The sequence below is a fragment of the Pseudomonas sp. PICF141 genome (assembly GCF_002286815.1).
Taxonomy (GTDB): Bacteria; Pseudomonadota; Gammaproteobacteria; order Pseudomonadales; family Pseudomonadaceae; genus Aquipseudomonas.
In genome coordinates this window covers 83,066-104,082 of sequence record NZ_MUNM01000063.1, presented here as the reverse complement: position 1 = coordinate 104,082, position 21,017 = coordinate 83,066, and the positions used below count along the sequence as shown (strand labels likewise).

20 protein-coding genes are annotated in these 21,017 nt (G+C 56.9%); 12 read left to right on the top strand and 8 right to left on the bottom strand.

The features are described 5' to 3' along the window. Positions 1-88 precede the first annotated feature (88 nt). The 6 genes from BZL43_RS17685 to BZL43_RS17660 are packed head-to-tail and all read left to right on the top strand — an operon-like array spanning position 89 to position 4,649. Positions 89-571: a hypothetical protein gene (locus BZL43_RS17685; protein ID WP_095633523.1), complete on the top strand. Its 483-nt coding sequence runs from the start codon at positions 89-91 to the stop codon at positions 569-571. Beyond that, positions 568-1,764 (top strand): beta-ketoacyl-[acyl-carrier-protein] synthase family protein, encoded by a 1,197-nt coding sequence (locus BZL43_RS17680; protein WP_095633496.1) that lies wholly within the window; start codon positions 568-570, stop codon positions 1,762-1,764. The genes BZL43_RS17685 and BZL43_RS17680 overlap by 4 nt, the downstream gene beginning before the upstream one ends. Then, positions 1,761-2,219 (top strand): hotdog family protein, encoded by a 459-nt coding sequence (locus tag BZL43_RS17675; RefSeq protein ID WP_095633495.1) that lies wholly within the window; start codon positions 1,761-1,763, stop codon positions 2,217-2,219. Before BZL43_RS17680 ends, BZL43_RS17675 begins: the two co-directional genes overlap by 4 nt. Further along, positions 2,219-2,947 (top strand): 3-oxoacyl-ACP reductase FabG, encoded by a 729-nt coding sequence (gene fabG / locus BZL43_RS17670; RefSeq protein ID WP_095633494.1) that lies wholly within the window; start codon positions 2,219-2,221, stop codon positions 2,945-2,947. Before BZL43_RS17675 ends, fabG begins: the two co-directional genes overlap by 1 nt. Next, a complete protein-coding gene (locus tag BZL43_RS17665) occupies positions 2,947-4,173 on the top strand; it encodes a beta-ketoacyl-ACP synthase (protein WP_095633493.1) in 1,227 nt (408 codons plus the stop codon). The genes fabG and BZL43_RS17665 overlap by 1 nt, the downstream gene beginning before the upstream one ends. A gap of 29 nt (positions 4,174-4,202) precedes the next feature. Beyond that, positions 4,203-4,649, top strand: a complete 447-nt coding sequence (locus BZL43_RS17660; RefSeq protein ID WP_095633492.1) for an excinuclease — start codon at positions 4,203-4,205, stop codon at positions 4,647-4,649. Positions 4,650-4,962: 313 nt separating this feature from the next. On the opposite strand, the gene BZL43_RS17655 is transcribed toward BZL43_RS17660, so the two are convergent. Then, positions 4,963-5,124, bottom strand: coding sequence for a DNA-binding protein (locus BZL43_RS17655; protein ID WP_095633491.1), 162 nt, complete (start codon positions 5,122-5,124; stop codon positions 4,963-4,965). Positions 5,125-5,456: 332 nt separating this feature from the next. Here BZL43_RS17655 and queC point away from each other — a divergent pair, with 332 nt between their 5' ends. Beyond that, positions 5,457-6,146: a 7-cyano-7-deazaguanine synthase QueC gene (gene queC / locus BZL43_RS17650; protein WP_095633490.1), complete on the top strand. Its 690-nt coding sequence runs from the start codon at positions 5,457-5,459 to the stop codon at positions 6,144-6,146. Positions 6,147-6,194: 48 nt separating this feature from the next. Here the strand turns inward: queC and BZL43_RS17645 are convergent, their stop codons facing one another. After that, the gene (locus BZL43_RS17645) at positions 6,195-7,067 is read right to left on the bottom strand and encodes a queuosine precursor transporter (RefSeq protein ID WP_095633489.1); all 873 of its coding nucleotides are present in this window, start codon (positions 7,065-7,067) and stop codon (positions 6,195-6,197) included. Beyond that, a complete protein-coding gene (locus tag BZL43_RS17640) occupies positions 7,060-7,656 on the bottom strand; it encodes a helix-turn-helix transcriptional regulator (RefSeq protein WP_095633488.1) in 597 nt (198 codons plus the stop codon). Before BZL43_RS17640 ends, BZL43_RS17645 begins: the two co-directional genes overlap by 8 nt. Before the next feature lie 397 nt (positions 7,657-8,053). On the opposite strand from BZL43_RS17640, the gene BZL43_RS17635 reads away from it, so the two are divergent. The 4 genes from BZL43_RS17635 to BZL43_RS17620 all read left to right on the top strand — a co-directional run bounded on the left by BZL43_RS17635 (position 8,054) and on the right by BZL43_RS17620 (position 10,527). After that, positions 8,054-8,437, top strand: coding sequence for a DUF6124 family protein (locus BZL43_RS17635; RefSeq protein ID WP_095633487.1), 384 nt, complete (start codon positions 8,054-8,056; stop codon positions 8,435-8,437). A gap of 37 nt (positions 8,438-8,474) precedes the next feature. Beyond that, a complete protein-coding gene (locus BZL43_RS17630) occupies positions 8,475-8,729 on the top strand; it encodes a hypothetical protein (protein ID WP_008009183.1) in 255 nt (84 codons plus the stop codon). A gap of 208 nt (positions 8,730-8,937) precedes the next feature. Further along, positions 8,938-10,269 (top strand): S-type pyocin domain-containing protein, encoded by a 1,332-nt coding sequence (locus BZL43_RS17625; RefSeq protein WP_095633486.1) that lies wholly within the window; start codon positions 8,938-8,940, stop codon positions 10,267-10,269. Next, positions 10,270-10,527 (top strand): bacteriocin immunity protein, encoded by a 258-nt coding sequence (locus tag BZL43_RS17620; protein WP_095633485.1) that lies wholly within the window; start codon positions 10,270-10,272, stop codon positions 10,525-10,527. A gap of 94 nt (positions 10,528-10,621) precedes the next feature. Here BZL43_RS17620 and BZL43_RS17615 read toward each other — a convergent pair whose 3' ends face one another. Continuing rightward, entirely contained in the window at positions 10,622-11,065 is a 444-nt protein-coding gene (locus tag BZL43_RS17615) for a DUF2846 domain-containing protein (protein WP_095633484.1), read from the bottom strand. Positions 11,066-11,157: 92 nt separating this feature from the next. Further along, positions 11,158-12,051 (bottom strand): LysR family transcriptional regulator, encoded by an 894-nt coding sequence (locus BZL43_RS17610; RefSeq protein WP_095633483.1) that lies wholly within the window; start codon positions 12,049-12,051, stop codon positions 11,158-11,160. A gap of 153 nt (positions 12,052-12,204) precedes the next feature. Here BZL43_RS17610 and BZL43_RS17605 point away from each other — a divergent pair, with 153 nt between their 5' ends. Continuing rightward, positions 12,205-13,446 (top strand): MFS transporter, encoded by a 1,242-nt coding sequence (locus BZL43_RS17605; RefSeq protein ID WP_371916220.1) that lies wholly within the window; start codon positions 12,205-12,207, stop codon positions 13,444-13,446. A gap of 62 nt (positions 13,447-13,508) precedes the next feature. On the opposite strand, the gene hemE is transcribed toward BZL43_RS17605, so the two are convergent. The 3 genes from hemE to gltB all read right to left on the bottom strand — a co-directional run bounded on the left by hemE (position 13,509) and on the right by gltB (position 20,748). Beyond that, positions 13,509-14,576 carry a uroporphyrinogen decarboxylase gene (gene hemE, locus BZL43_RS17600; protein ID WP_095633481.1) on the bottom strand — a complete coding sequence of 356 codons (1,068 nt, stop codon included), beginning with the start codon at positions 14,574-14,576 and terminating at the stop codon, positions 13,509-13,511. Between the two features lie 181 nt (positions 14,577-14,757). Then, entirely contained in the window at positions 14,758-16,176 is a 1,419-nt protein-coding gene (locus BZL43_RS17595) for an FAD-dependent oxidoreductase (RefSeq protein ID WP_095633480.1), read from the bottom strand. A 126-nt stretch (positions 16,177-16,302) separates the two neighbouring features. Continuing rightward, entirely contained in the window at positions 16,303-20,748 is a 4,446-nt protein-coding gene (gene gltB / locus BZL43_RS17590; RefSeq protein WP_095633479.1) for a glutamate synthase large subunit, read from the bottom strand. Between the last annotated feature and the right edge of the window lie 269 nt (positions 20,749-21,017).

The window sequence follows — 21,017 nt, the reverse complement described above, 5'->3', positions numbered from 1 at the left end:
TGCTCGCGAAAGCGGTGTGTCAGTCAACAAACGTGTTGGATGTGCCGTCGCATTCGCGAGCAGGCTCGCTCCCACAGGGTCTGCGGCGCTGATCCGCTTTCTGTTGCTCAGCTGTGTCCTGTTGCTGAGCGCTTGCGCCAGCCAGGCTCCGCTGCCCGAGCGAATCCCAAACCTGGCGTTGCCACTGCAATTGCACATCGAACGGCAGATGGCCGAACAGCGTCAGGACTGGCTGCTGGTCATCCAGCGTGAAGGCCCAGGCATTCGCTGGTCGATGATGGACCCTTTGGGAATTCCCGTGGCACGGCAGAAACTGATTGATGGCCGGTGGCAGGCCGACGGCCTTCTGCCGCCCAATCCGGAAGCCCGGGAACTGTTCGCTGCCTTATTGTTTGCGTTGACCCCCGCAGGCGAGCTGCATCGCAGCTATCCCGCTGCCCGGCAGGACGCTGGGCAACGGTCTTTGTCACCACGCTGGAACATCCTCTATTCGCAACCACTGAGCTTTGTATTGAACGTGTCCCAAGGCCCGCACTATCGCATCACTCCGTTAGGCGAGCGCACGCCATGACGGCCTATCTGAATGCCCTCGGGGTAATCTGCGCCCTGGGCCGCGACAAGCAGGAAGTCGCGCGCAACCTGTTTGCCGGCGATTGCTCGGGCATGCGCAGCGAGGCCGGCTGGGTGGTCGAACGCTCGCTGCCGGTCGCGGCGGTGCGCGGCGAGCTGGCGCCGATTCCACCTGAGCTGGCGCACCAAAGCAGTCGCAACAATCAATTGCTCCTTGAGGCTGCGCTGCAAATTGGCGAAGACATCGAGCAAGCGATCCAGACCTACGGCCGCGACCGTATCGGCGTCATCCTGGGCACCAGCACCTCGGGCATCCATGAGGCCACCAGCGGTCTGGCCCATTACATCCGCGAGCAGCAGTTCCCCGCCGACTACGACTATCAGCAACAGGAACTCGGCGCACCGGCAACGTTCCTCGCCGACTGGCTGCAATTGAGCGGCCCGGCCTATGTGATTTCCACTGCCTGCACTTCCAGCGCCCGGGCGCTGATGAGCGCCCAACGACTGCTCGACCTGGGCCTGTGCGACGCCGTGTTGTGCGGCGGCGTCGACAGTTTGTGCAAACTGACGCTCAATGGCTTTTCGGCCCTGGAAGCGGTGTCCGAGCAGCGCTGCAATCCGTTTTCAGCCAACCGAAACGGCATCAATATCGGCGAAGCGGCGGTACTGTTTCTGATGAGCAAAAATGCCGGCAACTGCCAACCGATTGCCCTGCTGGGCAGTGGCGCCAGCTCCGATGCACACCATATTTCCGCGCCCGAACCCACCGGTCGTGGCGCCTTGCAAGCGATGCGCACAGCCTTGAGCCGCGCAGGGCTGCAACCCCGGCAGATCGGTTACCTGAACCTGCACGGCACCGCCACGCAACACAACGACGCCATGGAAAGCCTGGCCGTGACGACACTATTCCCACAAGGCGTGCCCTGCTCATCGACCAAACCGATGACCGGCCATACCCTCGGTGCCGCCGGTGCCCTGGAAGCGGCGTTCTGCTGGCTGAGCCTGAGCGCGGACAACCGCGAGCATGCCCTGCCGCCCCATGTCTGGGACGGTCAGCCCGACCCCGACTTGCCGGCCCTGCATTGGGTGACCCCGACTGACCACCTGACGTCCATTGCACCTCGCTACCTGATGAGCAATTCCTTTGCCTTCGGTGGCAATAACGTCAGCCTGATTATCGGAGACGCCCCATGATTGCCTGGCCGCTCGCCGAACTGCTGCCGCATGCTGGCGACATGATCCTCATCGAGCAGATCCTGTCGTTCGATGATGAGCAGATTCATACCCGACTCACCGTCAAACCCGACGGCCTGTTCAATCGTCCGGACGGCAGTCTGCCGGCCTGGGTCGGCATCGAGCTGATGGCCCAGAGCGTCGCCGCGTACGCCGGCTGCCATGCGCGCCAGAAAGGTAATGCCGTGGAGTTGGGTTTTCTGCTCGGCACCCGAAAATTCGAATGCAACGTGGAACATTTCCCCGCCGGCACCGAGTTGACCATCCATGGGATACGCTCGCTGGAAGACGACAACGGCATGGGTGTGTTCGAATGCCACCTCACCGCCCCCGGCATCCATGCCACCGCCCGGCTGAACGTGTTTCGTCCGCCCCAGGCCGCGCACTATCTTCATGAACCCCAAGGAGTCGAGTGATGACTGAATCCGTACTGGTCACCGGCTCCAGCCGTGGTATTGGTCGCGCTATCGCGTTGCGTCTGGCCCGGGCCGGGCATGACATCGTGCTGCACTGCCGCAGCGGTCTGGCAGACGCCGAAGCCGTCAAGGCCGAAGTCGAGGCCCTGGGCCGCAACGCTCGTATCCTGCAATTCGACGTGTCCGACCGTGCCCGTTGCAAAGCTGTTCTCCAAGCCGATGTCGAAACCCACGGCGCCTATTACGGCGTGGTGCTCAACGCCGGCCTGACCCGCGACGGTGCTTTCCCGGCCCTGAGCGAGGAGGATTGGGATCTGGTGATGCGCACCAATCTCGACGGTTTCTACAATGTGCTGCACCCGGTAATGATGCCGATGATCCGTCGTCGCGCCGCCGGGCGGATTGTCTGCATCACTTCGGTTTCCGGGTTGATCGGCAATCGCGGGCAAGTCAATTACAGCGCGTCCAAGGCCGGTTTGATCGGCGCTGCCAAGGCGTTGGCGATCGAACTGGGCAAGCGCAAAATCACCGTCAACTGTGTCGCACCCGGCCTGATCGACACGGCGATGCTCGACGAAAACGTGCCGGTGGAAGAACTGATGAAAATGATCCCCGCACAACGCATGGGCACCCCTGAAGAGGTGGCTGGTGCGGTTAATTTCCTGATGTCGGCGGAAGCGTCGTACATCACCCGGCAGGTTCTGGCCGTCAATGGAGGCCTGTGCTGATGAAGCGCGTCGTCGTCACCGGCATGGCCGGCATCACCTCACTGGGCAGCGACTGGGACACCATCGCCGCCAACTTCGCCGCCAACCGCAGCGGCATCCGCCGCATGGACGAGTGGGACCGTTTTACCGAACTCAGCACGCGCCTGGCCGGGCCCATCGATGACTTCAAAGTGCCGAGTCACTGGACCCGCAAACAACTGCGCAGCATGGGCCGCGTCTCACGGCTCGCTGTTGGTGCTGCTGAGCAAGCGTTGGCAGACGCCGGGCTGCTGGGTGATGAATCGATCAAGGACGGGCGCATGGGCGTTTCCTGCGGCTCATCCACCGGCAGCACCGACGAGATCAAGGCGTTCGGCAACATGCTGCTCAACTCGGTGGCCGAAGGTTTGAACGCCAACTCCTACGTGCGGATGATGCCGCACACCACAGCGGCCAATGTCAGCATCTTCTTCGGCCTCGCCGGCAGGCTGATCCCGACCTCCAGCGCCTGCACCAGCGGCAGCCAGGGCATCGGTTATGCCTACGAATCGATCAAGTTCGGCCGCCTGCCGCTGATGCTCGCCGGCGGCGCCGAAGAATTGTGCCCCACCGAAGCCATGGTGTTCGATGCGCTCTACGCCACCAGCCTGAAAAACGACGCCCCGCAAACCAGCCCTCGCCCCTACGACACGGGCCGCGATGGCCTGGTGATCGGTGAGGGCGGCGGCATGCTGGTACTCGAAGAGCTCGAACATGCCTTGGCGCGCGGTGCCCGCATCCACGCCGAGATCGTCGGTTTTGGCAGCAACGCCGACGGTCAGCACGCTACCCGCCCGGAACAGCTCACCATGCGCCGAGCCATGGAACTGGCACTGGAAGACGCCGGACTGCAGCCTTCCGACATCGGCTACGTGAACGGTCACGGCACCGCTACAGAACAAGGCGATATTGCCGAAACACTGGCCACCAGCGCGTTGTTCGGCGAACACATGCCAATCAGTTCACAGAAGAGTTTCCTCGGCCACACCCTGGGAGCCTGCGGCGCGCTGGAGTCCTGGTTCAGCATCGAAATGATGAACCGCGATGTGTATGTGCACACCTTCAACCTCGATGAGGTCGATCCGCAGTGCGGCAAACTCGACTACCTGCGCGGTGAATTCCGGCAGATGAGCAACCAGTACGTGATGAACAACAATTTCGCTTTTGGTGGGGTCAACACCTCGTTGATTTTCCGCCGCTGGTCGTAAAACGAAATACCAAGGTCAAGGAGACCTTCATGCACTTCAAGAAACTCGCTGCCGCTACCGCCCTGCTGATCTGCGCGTTGCCGAGCATCAGCCAGGCCCGCGACACCGCGGTGTATCTGCCTTTTGACAAAGCAGTCGCCGAAGCCACCCGCGCCGGCAAAATCGATGGCAGCGTGAAGTTCTACCTGGCAGGCAATACACCGACTGGCAACGTCACCGTGCTCAGCACCGGCGCCGTAACCAACAAGAAAACCAATGCCTTCAACAAGTCTGATGAAGTGGCCTGCGAATGGGTCGCGCAATCGGCAATCATCAGCCTGCACCAGGCCGCGAAAAACGCCGGCGCCAACGCCGTGACCAACATCGTCAGTTACTACAAGAAAAATGAGCGCAAGGATGCCACGACCTATGAGTGCCACGCCGGGGCGCTCATGGCGGGCGTTGCGTTGAAAGGGGATTTGGCGAAGGTTCAGTAAGGCACTGGTGAGAGGATCGCCCCAATACCAGCCAGCTGAGACCGAGGAACTGTGGCGAGCGAGCTTGCTCGCGCTGGGCTGCGCAGCGGCCCCCAAAATTCTGACGATCACTGCCGATTTTTGTGAGCGCTACGCACTCAAGCGGGAGCAAGCTCGCTCGCCACAATGACAAAGGGCGCCTTTCGGCGCCCTTTCACAAACAGGTCGGCTTGTCATTGCCCTTTACCTGTCTGGCTCTGCGATGGCTGGTTGCCCAGGATCCTCAGAGTCTCACAAGCCCCTTTCGGGAACGCCGCTAGTATCGTTCAAGAATCTATCCCTGAGCACGCTCAATCGTCTTAAGCACTTTGGCGATAAACTCCAAATCACCTCTCATTGCATCCATGCAAACTTCTAGATATTCAGCCCTCTCCTCTTCTGTTTTGAGATAGTCAGCGGAGTCCCATCGACTTAATTGTTCGGTCATGGTTTTCATGCCTGCTGGTGCCTTCCGATAAACCTCGCATCCTGAAATTTCCGCGTAGTAATACTGACAATAAAATTACCGAAGGTCAGGAAAGCACACAAGTCGGCGGTTTCTGATGCATTTGTAGGTTATGCCGCAATGTCGCGTAGTCACCAACACTACCGTTTTTCAACCACTCCGACCCCATGAAGACGGCTTTGCCAAACCTCCACACCCAGCGAAGAAATGAAACTAGGGAAAGCGCCGTCTGTCATTTCGGAAACGTCCCACAGCGAGGCCTTAAATTTCGCGGTAGGGTCGATACCCCAGCGACATGTCGGGGTACTCCAGGGATGAAAAACATGAATAGAAAAGCGGTGATCGTTTTTAGTGGCGGACAAGACTCAACAACCTGCTTGATCCATGCATTACCAAACTACGAAGAAATACACTGCATTACATTCGATTATGGACAGCGCCATCGTGCAGAAATTGAAGTTGCGCAACAGCTTTCGACAAAGCTTGGCGTGACAGTGCACAAGGTTTTCGACACTTCATTATTAAATGAGTTAGCGATCAGTAGCCTTACCCGTGACAACATCCCAGTACCAATCTCTGCCTGCTCAGGGGAGAGCCTGCCAAACACTTTCGTACCTGGCCGGAATATTCTGTTTTTAACGCTTGCTTCTATTTATGCCTACCAGGTGGGTGCCGAGGCTGTAATCACAGGTGTTTGTGAAACCGACTTTTCAGGCTATCCGGATTGCAGGGATGAATTCATCAAGGCTATGAATAAAGCCGTTGAATTGGGGATGGACTATAAATTACAAATTGAAACCCCACTTATGTGGTTAAACAAGGCAGAAACCTGGGCGCTGGCCGATCACTACAGACAGCTAGACTTAATCCGCCACCATACCCTTTCGTGTTACAACGGCATAAAGGGAAGTGGTTGCACCCAATGTGATGCATGCATTCTTCGTGCAAAGGGATTAGATGAGTTCATGAAAAACAAAATAGAAACGATGACCAGTCTAAAAGCAAAAATCTAAAGAAGAAGTACGCTACAAGGGGAGCTATTAGCTCCCCTTCATTCTTCGTTATGTCGTCGAAACCGCAGCTACATATTTTTTAAATAAGCGCCTAGCTCCATAGGCTGGAAAAATATTAAAAACAGCAAAGCACATCTTTATAGATATCTGAATATAAATTATGTCTAGTATTTCATCATTCTGCATCGCCCCATAAAATGCAATAGTGCAAAAAATAAAGCTATCTACTATCACAGCAAAAAAGGTACTTAAAAACACTCGAAGAAATAAAAACCTGGAATTCGTGAGCTCTTTTATCTTGCATAACAAATAAGAATTGAAGTACTCAGAAAAAAGAAATGAAATAGACGAAGCGATCAAAACTGAAGATACATGAGTCATGACCTCGCTAAACGGAGCATCAAGTTTCCAACCCGGCAGTCCAGGTAGATAGCTAGTAGTGCTAAGCAAGGTAATAATGAGTGCATTACTTGAAAAAGCAAATAATATAGCCTTCCTCGCCAGCTTAAAACCATAAGACTCATTTAACAGATCGACTATTAAAAATGTTAGCGGATATAGAAAAACCCCAGGAGTGACGACCACATCAAATCGCTCAAAATAAACGAGCTTCGTGGCAGCTACATTTGAAAAAATGTAAAGCGCGAAAAGTAAAAGATTGAGTACAACATAAGTCAGCCAAGATCGCTCATGACGATCATTGACTTCGTATGCAGTTAATGCCGCCCCACCGGAATAAAATTTCCTGTAAACATCCTTAATCTCGACCTTGCTCAAATTGTCTAATATCTCGCTTTTCAACAGCTCGTTCAGTTTTACTCGAAGAATTTTCCCTGTAGAAATCACCATGATTACTGCGAGACTCTTGTTGCTCTCAAACCCAAGAAGCTTGTACTTACTATTCTCAGCAGCGTCATCCATTGAATCGTTGCTCCAGTACGTCCCCTACAATACAAAAGACATCAGAATCAAAACATGCATCACTAACTATATATAAAGCCCCTGTTTTCTTTTCATACACCAACTTCTCACTAGCACTGTTCGACAGACCTTTCTTTACTATCAACAAATCTCCCGACTCATAGATACCTGGGATATCATTTTCTAATAACACACCGATTACGTTGCAAGCTGATCCGAAATAGTAAGTAAGCGGGTAAGTGGCAGCCAGTTCACCGATTCTTTTTTCCAGACTCTTAATCAACAGAACCTCTTTAACCACCGGAACAGCCGCCGGATTCATATTCCCCAGCAGCGAAACGTCACTCTCAATTATTTCCTTCTCTTCAAAATTTACTGTCTCTATCTCTTTGTAGGACACACCAAAAAAATCAGAAATCTTGCGAATTGTAGATCGTTGAACATTCACCACCCTCCCTTCCAGTATGTTATATATCGTAGTCCGGGTCAGCCCACTGGAATTACACAAGGACAGCTGTGTTTCTCCGCGACTTTTTATCAGATACTTAATATTATTTTTTAAATTTTCTGTTTTTTCTTTCTTATGCATTAAATATTTACCATGTACTTATGCCTTCAGCACTACGCTGGCGTTTCGCTATGAACCCAGCATCCTACAGAATTAGGCCTTATACAAAACCAATATCATAAAAACCCTAAACAATCATTAGATAATATTTCACCATCAGCACTAAAACAAACTCGCCGTTGATATCTTCCACCACACATAACGAAACTTCCCACACATATTTCTTACAGCACAACCCTACAAAATTCACCTGACAAGAAATGAATCATTTAATTGCACAGATGTTCATTTATTTGATTAATTAAATAGAATTTTCTGGTAATAAATCTACCGCTCCACTCCCCTTTGTACGCCGCCAACCAAACTTGGCTTGTTGCATGGGCTCAGTGGTTTCTTAAACCTTGAAGGGAATTCCAATATGAAAAAGATCCCCCCTACCCCCTCGGATTCGCAAAATCCATCAACCGACAACACCGTCGATTTACCCAAGCTCTCCCAAATCACCGAACGCCGCGTCAGCGCCCGTCTGCGCAATCCGGGCCAACCCGACCCTGTCAGTCACCTCTTCACCATCGTCCCGAAGGCCGACACGGAATCTTTGCTCTGTCACGCCTGCGAAACCCTTGCCTCGCTGAATGTCATGACCACCGATCTTGCCGGCGAACTGGAAGGCTCGCGCCGCAATGTGGCACTGGCCATTCAGCAGTTGGCCGTACTGGCCGAGTTATTGGTTAATCGAGCGCTAGACAACCTGGACTTGCCCGGAGGGTTGCCTGAGGCTCCGTCAAACAGCCCACGCTGAGTAGTCCCGTTCTGTTATCAAATGGAGGTTTTTTGTCATGGATCGATACATGCCTATCACCGGCATCGACTGCACCATCGCATCGTTGGTGATCGACACCGAAGCACCACTGGACGTGTTGCACGAAACCGCGGCCTACCGCATTCGTACCGCGACCCAACTGCTGGAAAGTTTCGCGTTTAGCGAGGGCGTTTACAGCGAGCTGGCGCGGGTGTTGGTGACGTCATTGCGCGATGGTTGCGATTTGATGGATGTCATCGGGCGACGATTGCAGGTGCAGGTTTCGGTCTAGTGCCTGGTAAAGACAAACGGGTGATCTCAGTGAGGTCACCCGTTTTTTGCCACAGCTATGTGGCAATGACGCAGTAACAACACGAAATAGGAAATTTCAGCGCGATATTAGGGAAACGTCCTAACGCCAGCACCTGAGCGCTCAGGATAGGTTCGATCCTCCCCCCGGTTACACGCTGGGATTCCCCAAGGACGAACAAGAAACGCTGATGAAAAAGCTCGGTTTCCCGGACACTCCGGACTTTCTACCCATCCCACGGCGACAACCCACCAAGGAGCAGATACAAGCCTTCCAGGACACCGGTGCGGCGGTAGCCGCCAATAACCGACAGAATGAACTGGACGCCAACGCCCGCTGGGAAATGCATCAAAAAAAACAGCAGGACACACTTAACAAACAACCCGATTCGCAGCTTAAGGGTTGCGTGTTCGCCAAGAGCTGCAACCTCCCTGACGGTGTCATCAATCACAGCAACCCATCCGGTTTTGTCCCCCTCGAGAAACTGGCTAATTACGGGTTGTGGGCCGTGCTTGGCACCGGCGCAGTAATCACAGCCGAAGGCATACCCCTGAAACTGGTGGGCGGCTCAGCCACAAGGGGCGCCATTGCCCAACGTCTCGGCGGATCCCTTGCACTCGGTCTGCTATCCGGCTCCACGGCAGTGGCAGCCGGTGCTGCGGTCGGGACCGTGGCACTCCTGATGCCGAACACCCAGCTTGCCCCCGACAGCGCCTTCTACAAGAAAGAACAATACGCGGAGTTGGATACCGGTCGAACCCGAGTGCGCATCAACGTGAAGACATTGCCGGACGGCTCCGTCAGCGCTTATGGCTTCTACACGGGCGGGAAAAAAGACTGGGAATTGGTCCCGGTCATCAAGGCCACCCAAGAGGGTGAACAGTTTGTCGCCGACCTCGGCAATGACATCGGCCTGATCTGGACGCCCGCGACGAACCCCGACGATGTCCCGCGCATCCCGGCCCTCGAAGGCGCCTCGCCACTGCCGACGATATGGGTATATCCGTCCACCGAACAAGCCGAAAAGGTCTTGGTGAACCCGGAGCATCCGCCCGCGTATCAGGACGCGATCATCTGGTTCCCTGCGAATGCCGGGCTTGAGCCGATCTACATCGTGCTCAATGCCCGGTTTGAACCCGGAGGGGTTACGGGGGTGGGCGAAGATGTATCGGGGATTTGGCTTGCGGGGGCTGGCACCGGGTTAGGCGCTCCCATTCCAACGCGGATTGCCGATGCATTGCGAGGGCAAACATTCGATGACTTCAATAAATTCAGGGCTGCGCTTTGGCTAGAGGTTTCGAAAGACGCGGTATTACGAGCTCAGTTCTGTCTGGATAATCAAAGGAAAATCTCAAAAGGCAAAGCACCCATTGCAATCGGAACCGAGCATGCAGGGGACCGAATGAGATTTGAGATTCATCATATTGAACACATCAAGAACGGCGGTGAGGTTTATAACGTTGATAACCTTGCAGTCATGACGCCAAAACTGCATGTTCAAAATCACAAAGAGAATAAGTGAATGGTATTGAAGGGCAAGCTATCCGACTACACAGAAGCTGAATTCATCGAGTTCATCAATGAAATCAAATTCGCCTCCAATGACGAAGCTGAAGAGGACAAGCTCATCCTTCACTTTAAGAGGGTTGTTGGCCATCCAGCCGGATCAGACTTGATCTTCTATCCGGAAAACAAGGCTGAGAATACTGCCGAAGAGATCATTCAAATTCTGAAAAAATGGCGTGCAGCCCAGGGCCTGCCGGGATTCAAAAGCGAGTGATCCCAAATGGCAATATTGACCGAGGTTGAGCTTATAGGAGCAGGCTCAGAGAACGGGACAGTCCCCACGCTCCGCGCAGGGGCCGTCCACACGCTTACTGAGCTTGAATCAACTTGCTTTCAGCGACGCCAGCGCGGCCTGTCTTGTCGTCGACGACTTGCAGGTTGTTACGCGCCTTGATGAAACCCACTTTCACTTCCTGCCAGACAAAGTAGTTTTTGCCGGCTTCTGCGGTGAGTTTCAGTTCCGAGTCGTTTTCCGCCGAAGACACCAGGGTCTGCTGGCCGGCCGGGACGGCTAACATCAGGTAGGACTTGGCGACTGTCTGCCCTACAGGCTTACCATTGAGGGTAACCGGCATTTTTACCCCAGCGCCCATGCTCTCGTTGCGATAAACGTAGATATTGGCTTTGTCGGGGCTCACCTGGAACGTCTTCGCTTGAGCGTCCTGGGTTTCATCAGCCATTTTTACCGAAGCACAACCACCGGTCAGAGCAATCAATGCCAGCAATGCGGTGAACGTTAACTGCTTGAACATCCTGTATCTCCATAGTTTGTGATGAGTCCAATGACGGTATCGGCCGATACGATAAAAGACCTAGGGCTGCATCCAAGAAAAACCTTGAAGCCCTATGGCGTCAACTTACGGGTCAGCAACTCCACAAACGCCTTGGCCATCGGCGATTTCTGGTCCTTGCGCTGCACCAGCCACACCGCCGACACCGCTTCCGGATCCAGCAGCGGGCGATAGACCACGCCATCAATACGCATCCGCTGATACGACGCCGGCAATACCGACACCCCCAATCCTGCCGCCACCAACCCGATAATCGTCATCGCCTCGCCCGCCTCTTGGGCGAAGTGCGGGCTGAAGCCGGCATCACGGGCCAGGCTGAGCAATTGTGCATACAGACCACTGCCATAACTGCGTGGGAAAAACACGAATGGCTCGAGGGCCAAGGCTGAGAGAAACAGGCCCTGTTCGCTATCGGTGACCAACGGATGCTTCGAGCTGAGCACCGCCACCAGAGGCTCGCGCATCAGTTCCACCACGCTGAGTGAGTCCGGCAGCCCAAGCGGCCGCATGATGCCGACTTCGATTGACTCATCCACCAACGCGTCGGCGACCTGGGTGCTGCTCATTTCCCGCAGGTTGAGATGCACCGCCGGAAAACGCTGGCGAAACGAAAAGATTGCCTGGGGAATGGTCGTGTTGAACGGCGCTGATGAGGTGAAGCCGATCTTCAGTTCACCCAACTCACCCAGTTGTGCCCGCCGTGCCACATCGGCCGCTTTGTCGACCTGAGCCAGCACCAGCCGCGCCTCTTCCAGAAACAGACGGCCCGCCTCGCTAAGTTCGACCCGACGATTGGTACGTTCGAAAAGTCGCGCGCCGACCTCCTGCTCCAGCGCCTGAATCTGCTGGCTCAGCGGTGGTTGCGAGATGCCCAGCACCTGGGCGGCGCGACCGAAATGCAGTTCTTCGGCGACGGCAATGAAGTAGCGCAGGTGGCGCAATTCCATATGAATTCCATTAGGTCGTTAAAGCTATCAAACAGGTCGAACAATATATTGGATTGAATCATTAGCCGGCTATATGATTTTTTCATTGCCTGATCGGCTGCGCCCTTCCGAGGTCCGAAAGTGAAAACTGCTGTCGCCCCACTCGCCCATGAAATTCCGCCCGCGGCCCCGGACGATGTCGTCGCCAAGTTGAGCGAGATCTATATCGAAAAAGGTACGCCGCTGTTTATGCGCACGGTGCTGGCGCTGTTCTCGGGCGGTTTCGCGACCTTTGCCCTGCTGTATTGCGTGCAGCCGATGATGCCGCTGCTGTCCCGCGAGTTTTCCATCAACGCAGCCCAAAGCAGCCTGATCCTGTCGGTCGCCACCGGCATGCTTGCCATCGGTTTGCTGATCACCGGCCCCCTCTCTGATCGCATCGGGCGTAAATCGGTGATGGTCGCCGCGCTGTTCGCCGCCGCTCTGTGCACCATGGCCAGCGCAATGATCCCGAGCTGGCAAGGCGTGCTGGTCATGCGGGCGCTGGTGGGACTGTCGTTGAGCGGTCTGGCGGCGGTGGCGATGACTTACCTGAGTGAAGAGATCCATCCACAGCACCTTGGTCTGGCCATGGGTTTGTACATCGCCGGCAATGCCATCGGCGGCATGTGTGGCCGGTTGATCGTAGGCGTGTTGATCGACTTCGTCAGCTGGCACACGGCGATGCTGGTCATCGGTGGCCTGGCGCTGATTGCCGCTGCGGTGTTCTGGAAGATTCTTCCCGAGTCGCGCAACTTCCGCGCCCGCTCGTTGCACCCGCGCAGCCTGCTCGACGGCTTCACCATGCACTTTCGCGATGCCGGCCTACCACTGCTGTTCCTTGAGGCGTTCGTGCTGATGGGTGCATTCGTCACACTGTTCAACTACATCGGTTATCGCCTGCTGGCCGAGCCGTACCATATGGACCAGGCCTTCGTCGGGCTGCTCTCGGTGGTGTACCTGTCGGGCATCTACAGCTCGGCGAAAATCGGCGCCCTGGCCGACCAGCTCGGCCGGCGAAAAGTGCTCTGGGCAACCATCGTGGTGATGATCGCCGGCCTCGCCCTGACCCTGCTCACGCCGTTACCGGTGGTGATCATCGGCATGCTGATTTTTACCTTCGGCTTCTTCGGCGCGCATTCGGTGGCCAGTAGCTGGATTGGTCGCCGAGCGATCAAGGCCAGAGGACAGGCGTCATCGTTGTACCTGTTCAGCTATTACGCCGGGTCGAGTATCGCGGGCACGGCGGGCGGCGTGGCCTGGCATTTGGGTGGCTGGAACGGGATCGGGTTGTTTATTGGCGGGTTGTTGGTGATTGCGTTGTGGGTGGCGTTGAAGCTGGCGAAGTTGCCGCCGTTGGAAAATGTGAAAGCTTGAAAGCAAAAGATCGTTGAATAAAAACGCCCGGCATAAGCCGGGCGGTTTTTATCGAGCCACGATCACTCGTGATATTGCGCCGACAGTTCATGTACCGCGCGCAGGAAGGCACCGGCATGCTCCGGGTCGACTTCCGGGGTGATGCCGTGGCCCAGATTGAACACGTGACCACTGCCCTTGCCGTAGCTGGCGAGGATCCGGCCGACTTCGGCACGAATCGCTTCGGGCTTGGCGTACAACACTGTCGGGTCCATGTTGCCTTGCAGGGCGACCTTGTTGCCGACGCGCTGGCGGGCTTCGCCGATGTCGCAAGTCCAGTCCAGGCCCAGCGCATCCGCGCCGGCGTCGGCAATGCTTTCCAGCCACAGGCCGCCGTTCTTGGTGAACAGGATGACCGGTACTTTGCGGCCTTCGTGTTCGCGGATCAGGCCGCTGACGATTTTACGCATGTAGGCCAGGGAGAATTCCTGGTAAGCCGCCGCCGAGAGGTTGCCGCCCCAGGTATCGAAGATCTGCACCGCTTGCGCGCCGGCCATGATCTGGCCGTTGAGGTAGCTGGTGACTGACTGCGCGAGTTTATCCAGCAGCAAATGCATGGCTTGCGGATTGTCGTAGAGCATGGCCTTGGTCTTGCGGAAGTCTTTCGACGAACCGCCTTCGACCATGTAGGTCGCCAACGTCCATGGGCTGCCGGAGAAGCCGATCAGCGGCACGCGGCCGTTCAATTCGCGACGGATGGTGCTGACCGCATCCATGACGTAGCCCAGGTCTTTGTGCGGATCTGGAATCGGCAGGGCTTCGATGTCAGCCATCGTGCTGACGACTTTCTTGAAGCGCGGGCCTTCACCGGTTTCAAAGTACAAGCCTTGGCCCATGGCATCGGGGATGGTCAGGATGTCGGAGAACAGGATTGCCGCGTCCAGTTGCGGGTAGCGATCGAGCGGCTGCATCGTGACTTCGCAAGCGAACGCCGGGTTCATGCACAGGCTCATGAAATCACCGGCCTTGGCACGGCTGGCGCGGTATTCAGGCAAGTAGCGACCGGCCTGACGCATCATCCATACAGGCGTGACGTCTACGGGTTGCTTGAGCAGGGCGCGAAGGAAACGGTCGTTCTTCAGGGCAGTCATGTCGGCATCCGGAAAAAAAGTGCGGGCATTTTCTCAGAGCGCGAGGCAAAAGGCACGGCAAGAGCCGCTCCTTTTGTCTATCGGGTCAATTGGTCGCAGGGGGAGCAGCTGCAAGTTTCAAGCTACAAGCCGCAAGCGCCGTGGCTTGTAGCTTGCAACTTGTAGCTTGAAGCTGGGGTCTTCAGACCCCCAGGTAATCCAGGATCCCTTCAGCCGCATTGCGGCCTTCGAAGATCGCCGTTACCACCAGGTCGGAACCGCGCACCATGTCGCCACCGGCGAAGATTTTCGGGTTGCTGGTCTGGTGTTTGTACTGGCCTTGTTCCGGAGCCACGACGCGGCCCTGGCTGTCGGTCTGGATGTCGAACTGCTCGAACCACGACGCCGGGCTTGGACGGAAACCGAAGGCGATGACCACGGCATCGGCCGGGATGATCTCCTCGGAACCCGGGATCGGCTCGGGGCTGCGACGGCCACGGGCGTCCGGTTCGCCGAGACGGGTCTCGACCACTTTCACGCCTTCGACGCGGTCTTCTCCGACGATCGCGATCGGCTGGCGGTTGTAGAGGAATTTCACGCCTTCTTCCTTGGCGTTCTTCACCTCTTTGCGCGAGCCCGGCATGTTCGCCTCGTCGCGACGATAGGCACAGGTCACCGATTTGGCGCCCTGGCGAATCGAAGTACGGTTGCAGTCCATCGCCGTGTCGCCACCGCCCAGTACCACAACCTTCTTGCCTTTCATGTCGACGAAATCTTCCGGCGACTTTTCAAAGCCCAGGTTGCGGTTGACGTTGGCGATCAGGAAGTCCAGCGCGTCATACACGCCTGGCAGGTCCTCACCGGCAAAACCGCCCTTCATGTAGGTGTAGGTGCCCATGCCCATGAACACGGCATCGTATTCTTCGAGCAGTTGCTCGATGGTCACGTCCTTGCCGATTTCGGTGTTCAGGCGGAACTCGATGCCCATGCCGGTGAAGACTTCGCGGCGATTGCTCAACACGGTCTTTTCCAGCTTGAACTCGGGGATGCCGAAGGTCAGCAGACCGCCGATTTCCGGGTTCTTGTCGAACACCACAGGAGTCACACCGCCACGTACCAGCACGTCGGCACAACCCAGGCCGGCTGGGCCCGCGCCGATTACCGCGACACGCTTGCCGGTCGGTTTGACCTTGGACATGTCCGGGCGCCAGCCCATGGCGAACGCGGTGTCGGTGATGTACTTCTCGACCGAGCCGATGGTCACCGCACCAAAACCGTCGTTGAGGGTGCAGGCACCCTCGCACAAACGATCCTGAGGACATACCCGGCCGCAGACTTCCGGCAGGGTGTTGGTCTGGTGCGACAGCTCGGCGGCCTGCAGGATGTTGCCCTCGGCCACCAGTTTCAGCCAGTTGGGAATGAAATTGTGCACCGGGCACTTCCATTCGCAATACGGGTTACCGCAACCCAGGCAGCGGTGGGCTTGATCAGCCGACTGCTGGGGTTTGAACGGCTCGTAGATTTCCACGAACTCTTTCTTGCGTTGACGCAACAGTTTCTTCTTCGGATCCTTGCGCCCGACATCGATGAATTGGAAGTCGTTGTTGAGACGTTCGCCCATCTTCAAAACCTCTTACACGACAGCTTCAAGCTACAAGCTTCAAGCTGCAAGAAAATCACATTAATCCGGTACGCCGCGCACTGCATTGAGCTTGCCGCTTGAAGCTTGCGACTTGCAGCTGCGTCGTTACTGCGGACTGGCACGAGTACTGGAGAGCAACGTTTTGAGGCTCGCCGCCTTAGGTTTGACGAGCCAGAAACGACGCAAATAGTCATCGAGGTTTTCAGCGAGGTTACGACCCCACTCGCTGTCGGTTTCCTCGACGTATTCGTTCAGCACGCGTTGCAAGTGGCTGCGATAGGCTTCCATCGCCTCACCGCTGATCCGCTGGATTTCCACCAGTTCGTGGTTGACCCGGTCAACGAAGGTGTTGTCCTGGTCGAGCACGTAGGCGAAACCGCCGGTCATGCCGGAGCCGAAGTTGTAACCGGTCTTGCCCAACACGCAGACGAAACCACCGGTCATGTACTCGCAGCAGTGATCGCCAGTGCCCTCCACGACGGTGTGAGCACCGGAGTTACGCACCGCGAAACGCTCGCCCGCGGTACCGGCAGCGAACAGCTTGCCCCCGGTGGCGCCATACAGGCAGGTGTTGCCGATAATGGCGCTGTCCTGAGTCTTGTAGAGGCTGCCTTTGGGCGGAACGATGACCAGTTTGCCGCCGGTCATGCCTTTGCCGACATAATCGTTGGCGTCGCCTTCCAGGTACATGTTCAGACCGCCGGCGTTCCACACACCGAAGCTCTGACCCGCCGTGCCTTTGAAACGGAAGGTGATCGGCGCGTTGGCCATGCCCTGGTTGCCATGCTTGCGAGCAATTTCACCGGAGATTCGCGCGCCGATAGAACGGTCGCAGTTGCAGATATCCAGGGCGAAATCGGCGCCACTCATGTCGTTGATGGCCGAAGTGGCCAGGTCGACCATTTTCTCCGCCAGCAAACCTTTATCGAACGGCGGGTTGCGGTCGACCTGGCAGAACTGAGGCTTGTCTGCCGGGATGTGATCGCTACCCAGTAACGGGGTCAGGTCCAGGTGGTGTTGCTTGGTGGTCTGGCCTTCAAGGATTTCCAGCAGATCGGTACGGCCGATCAGCTCTTCGAGGGAGCGCACACCCAGCTTGGCCAGCCACTCACGGGTTTCTTCGGCGACGTAGGTGAAGAAGTTCACCACCATGTCGACGGTACCGATGTAGTGATCCTTGCGCAGCTTCTCGTTTTGAGTCGCGACGCCGGTGGCGCAGTTGTTCAAGTGGCAAATACGCAGGTATTTGCAGCCCAGGGCGATCATTGGCGCAGTACCGAAACCGAAGCTTTCAGCACCGAGAATGGCAGCCTTGACCACATCGAGGCCGGTTTTCAGGCCGCCGTCGGTCTGCACTCGGACCTTGCCGCGCAGGTCGTTACCGCGCAGGGTCTGGTGGGTTTCGGCCAGGCCGAGCTCCCACGGTGCGCCCGCGTATTTGATCGAGGTCAGTGGCGATGCACCGGTGCCGCCGTCGTAGCCGGAGATGGTGATCAAGTCCGCGTAGGCCTTGGCCACACCGGCAGCGATGGTGCCGACGCCGGCTTCTGCAACCAGCTTCACCGAGACCAGCGCTTTCGGGTTGACTTGTTTCAGGTCGAAAATCAGCTGCGACAAGTCTTCGATCGAATAGATGTCATGGTGCGGCGGTGGCGAAATCAGAGTCACGCCCGGCACTGCGTAACGCAGCTTGGCGATCAGACCGTTGACCTTGCCGCCCGGCAGTTGACCACCTTCGCCGGGCTTGGCGCCTTGGGCGACTTTGATCTGCAGCACTTCAGCGTTGACCAGGTATTCCGGGGTGACACCGAAACGACCCGTGGCGACCTGCTTGATTTTCGAGCTCTTGATAGTGCCGTAGCGCGCCGGGTCTTCGCCGCCTTCGCCGGAGTTGGAACGCGCACCGAGGCGGTTCATGGCTTCGGCCAGGGCTTCGTGGGCTTCCGGCGACAATGCGCCCAAAGAGATGCCCGCGGAGTCGAAGCGCTTGAGCACCGATTCCAGCGGTTCGATCTCGCTGATGTCCAGTGGCGTGTCCAGGGTTTTGAGCTTGAGCAGATCACGGATCATCGACACCGGACGGTTGTCCACCAGCGCCGTGTATTCCTTGAACTTGCTGTAATCGCCCTGCTGCACAGCGGCTTGCAGGGTGCTGACCACGTCCGGGTTGTAGGCGTGATATTCGCCACCATGGACGAACTTCAGCAGACCGCCTTGCTGGATCGGCTTGCGCGGGCTCCAGGCTTCGGCCGCCAAAGCTTTCTGCTCGGCCTCGATGTCGACGAAACGCGCGCCCTTGATGCGGCTTGGCACACCACGGAAGCTCAGGTCGCAGACTTCTTCGGACAGGCCGATCGCCTCGAACAGTTGCGCACCGCGATAGGACGCGATGGTGGAGATGCCCATCTTCGACAGGATCTTCAGCAGACCTTTGGTGATGCCTTTACGGTAGTTCTTGAACACCTCATAGAGGTCGCCCAGCACTTCGCCGGTGCGGATCAGGTCACCCAGCACTTCGTAGGCCAGGAACGGATAGACCGCCGAGGCGCCGAAACCGATCAGCACCGCGAAATGATGCGGATCGCGAGCGGTCGCGGTTTCCACCAGAATGTTGGAGTCGCAACGCAGGCCCTTTTCGGTCAGGCGGTGATGCACCGCGCCGGTAGCGAGCGAAGCGTGGATCGGCAACTTGCCCGGAGCGATGTGACGGTCACTCAGCACGATCTGGGTGCGACCGGCGCGAACGGCTTCTTCAGCCTGATCGGCAACATTGCGCACCGCGGCTTCGAGGCCGACGCTCTCGTCGTAGTTGAGGTCGATGACCTGACGTTCGAAGCCCGGACGATCGAGGTTCATCAGCGAGCGCCACTTGGCCGGGGAAATGACCGGCGAGCTGAGAATCACGCGTGAGGCGTGTTCCGGCGACTCCTGGAAAATGTTGCGCTCGGCACCGAGGCAGATTTCCAGCGACATGACGATGGCTTCACGCAGCGGGTCGATCGGCGGGTTGGTGACCTGCGCGAACTGCTGACGGAAATAGTCGTACGGCGTACGCACGCGCTGGGACAGCACGGCCATCGGCGTATCGTCGCCCATCGAGCCGACGGCTTCGTAGCCTTGCTCGCCAAGCGGACGCAGTACCTGGTCGCGCTCCTCGAACGTCACCTGATACATCTTCATGTACTGCTTGAGCTGATCGACGTCGTAGAACGCCGAACCATGGTCGTTGTCTTCCATGGTCGCCTGGATGCGCAGGGCATTCTTGCGCAGCCATTGCTTGTACGGGTGACGGGACTTCAAACGGTTGTCGATGGCATCGGTGTCGAGGATCTGACCGGTTTCAGTGTCCACGGCAAAGATCTGGCCCGGACCGACACGGCCCTTGGCAATCACGTCTTCAGGCTGGTAGTTCCAGACACCGATTTCCGAGGCCAGGGTAATGAAGCCGTTCTTGGTGGTGACCCAACGCGCCGGACGCAAACCGTTACGGTCGAGCAGGCACACCGCGTAACGACCATCGGTCATTACCACGCCGGCCGGGCCGTCCCACGGTTCCATGTGCATCGAGTTGTATTCGTAGAATGCACGCAGATCCGGGTCCATGGTTTCGACGTTCTGCCACGCAGGCGGAATGATCATCCGCACGCCACGGAACAGGTCGATGCCACCGGTGACCATCAACTCGAGCATGTTGTCCATGCTGGAGGAGTCGGACCCGACTCGGTTCACCAGCGGGCCGAGTTCTTCCAGATCCATCAGATCGTTGGTGAACTTGGTGCGACGGGCCTGAGCCCAGTTGCGGTTGCCGGTGATGGTGTTGATCTCGCCGTTGTGGGCGAGGAAGCGGAACGGCTGAGCCAGCGGCCATTTCGGCAAGGTATTGGTGGAGAAGCGCTGGTGGAACACGCAGATTGCGGTTTGCAGGCGCTGGTCGCTGAGGTCTGGATAGAAGGCGGTCAGGTCCGCCGGCATCATCAGGCCTTTATAAATGATGGTCTTGTGGGAAAAGCTGCAGATGTAGTGATCGACGTCGGCGGCGTTGGCCACGGACGAACGACGACGGGCGCTGAACAGCTTGATCGCCATGTCCTGATCGCTCAGGCCTTCACCGGCGATGAAAACTTGTTCGATCTGCGGCAGGCGCTCGAGGGCCAGGCGGCCGAGGACGCTGGTGTCGATTGGCACTTTGCGCCAGCCGACCAGGGTCAGGCCTTCGGCGAGGATCTCGCGGTTCATGTTCTCGCGAGCGGCTTCGGCTTTCACCGGGTCCTGGTTGAAGAAGACCATGCCCACCGCATATTGCTTGGGCAGTTCGACGCCGAAGGTTTCCTGGGCGATCGCACGCAGGAATAGATCCGGCTTTTGAATCAGCAGACCGCAACCGTCACCGGTCTTGCCGTCGGCGTTGATCCCACCGCGGTGGGTCATGCAGGTCAGGGCCTCGATGGCCGTTTGCAAAAGGGTATGACTGGGCTCGCCCTGCATATGGGCTATCAGGCCGAAACCGCAGTTATCCTTGAATTCATCTGGTTGGTACAGACCTGCTTTCATAGACACTTTCTCACCAGGCTGCCTCTTATCGAGGCAAATTTCTTTTCAATTCAGCCAGTTACCATCCACGCCGAACGTACGCCAGCTTTGCGGGGGCAAAAGGGAGGTCATTGTACACACCGACACAGAGGCTCACAAATTTGACGACGAACTGTCGCAAATCCATGTCGCATTTGTGAAAGGTTTAAAGCGATATGCTGTGCTAGTCAAAACTTTTTTAATTTTGACCGCACCGACTCAAAGACCACTATGACGCAGACACCACAAGG

Bases quoted from the DNA above. Each gene is read 5' to 3' on its own strand.
- BZL43_RS17680 (WP_095633496.1), top strand. From the start codon at position 568: ATGACGGCCTATCTGAATGCCCTCGGGGTAATCTGCGCCCTGGGCCGC.
- BZL43_RS17675 (WP_095633495.1), top strand. From the start codon at position 1,761: ATGATTGCCTGGCCGCTCGCCGAACTGCTGCCGCATGCTGGCGACATG.
- fabG (WP_095633494.1), top strand. From the start codon at position 2,219: ATGACTGAATCCGTACTGGTCACCGGCTCCAGCCGTGGTATTGGTCGC.
- BZL43_RS17665 (WP_095633493.1), top strand. From the start codon at position 2,947: ATGAAGCGCGTCGTCGTCACCGGCATGGCCGGCATCACCTCACTGGGC.
- BZL43_RS17660 (WP_095633492.1), top strand. From the start codon at position 4,203: ATGCACTTCAAGAAACTCGCTGCCGCTACCGCCCTGCTGATCTGCGCG.
- BZL43_RS17655 (WP_095633491.1), bottom strand. From the start codon at position 5,124: ATGAAAACCATGACCGAACAATTAAGTCGATGGGACTCCGCTGACTAT.
- queC (WP_095633490.1), top strand. From the start codon at position 5,457: ATGAATAGAAAAGCGGTGATCGTTTTTAGTGGCGGACAAGACTCAACA.
- BZL43_RS17645 (WP_095633489.1), bottom strand. From the start codon at position 7,067: ATGGATGACGCTGCTGAGAATAGTAAGTACAAGCTTCTTGGGTTTGAG.
- BZL43_RS17640 (WP_095633488.1), bottom strand. From the start codon at position 7,656: ATGCATAAGAAAGAAAAAACAGAAAATTTAAAAAATAATATTAAGTAT.
- BZL43_RS17635 (WP_095633487.1), top strand. From the start codon at position 8,054: ATGAAAAAGATCCCCCCTACCCCCTCGGATTCGCAAAATCCATCAACC.
- BZL43_RS17630 (WP_008009183.1), top strand. From the start codon at position 8,475: ATGGATCGATACATGCCTATCACCGGCATCGACTGCACCATCGCATCG.
- BZL43_RS17625 (WP_095633486.1), top strand. From the start codon at position 8,938: ATGAAAAAGCTCGGTTTCCCGGACACTCCGGACTTTCTACCCATCCCA.
- BZL43_RS17620 (WP_095633485.1), top strand. From the start codon at position 10,270: ATGGTATTGAAGGGCAAGCTATCCGACTACACAGAAGCTGAATTCATC.
- BZL43_RS17615 (WP_095633484.1), bottom strand. From the start codon at position 11,065: ATGTTCAAGCAGTTAACGTTCACCGCATTGCTGGCATTGATTGCTCTG.
- BZL43_RS17610 (WP_095633483.1), bottom strand. From the start codon at position 12,051: ATGGAATTGCGCCACCTGCGCTACTTCATTGCCGTCGCCGAAGAACTG.
- hemE (WP_095633481.1), bottom strand. From the start codon at position 14,576: ATGACTGCCCTGAAGAACGACCGTTTCCTTCGCGCCCTGCTCAAGCAA.
- BZL43_RS17595 (WP_095633480.1), bottom strand. From the start codon at position 16,176: ATGGGCGAACGTCTCAACAACGACTTCCAATTCATCGATGTCGGGCGC.
- gltB (WP_095633479.1), bottom strand. From the start codon at position 20,748: ATGAAAGCAGGTCTGTACCAACCAGATGAATTCAAGGATAACTGCGGT.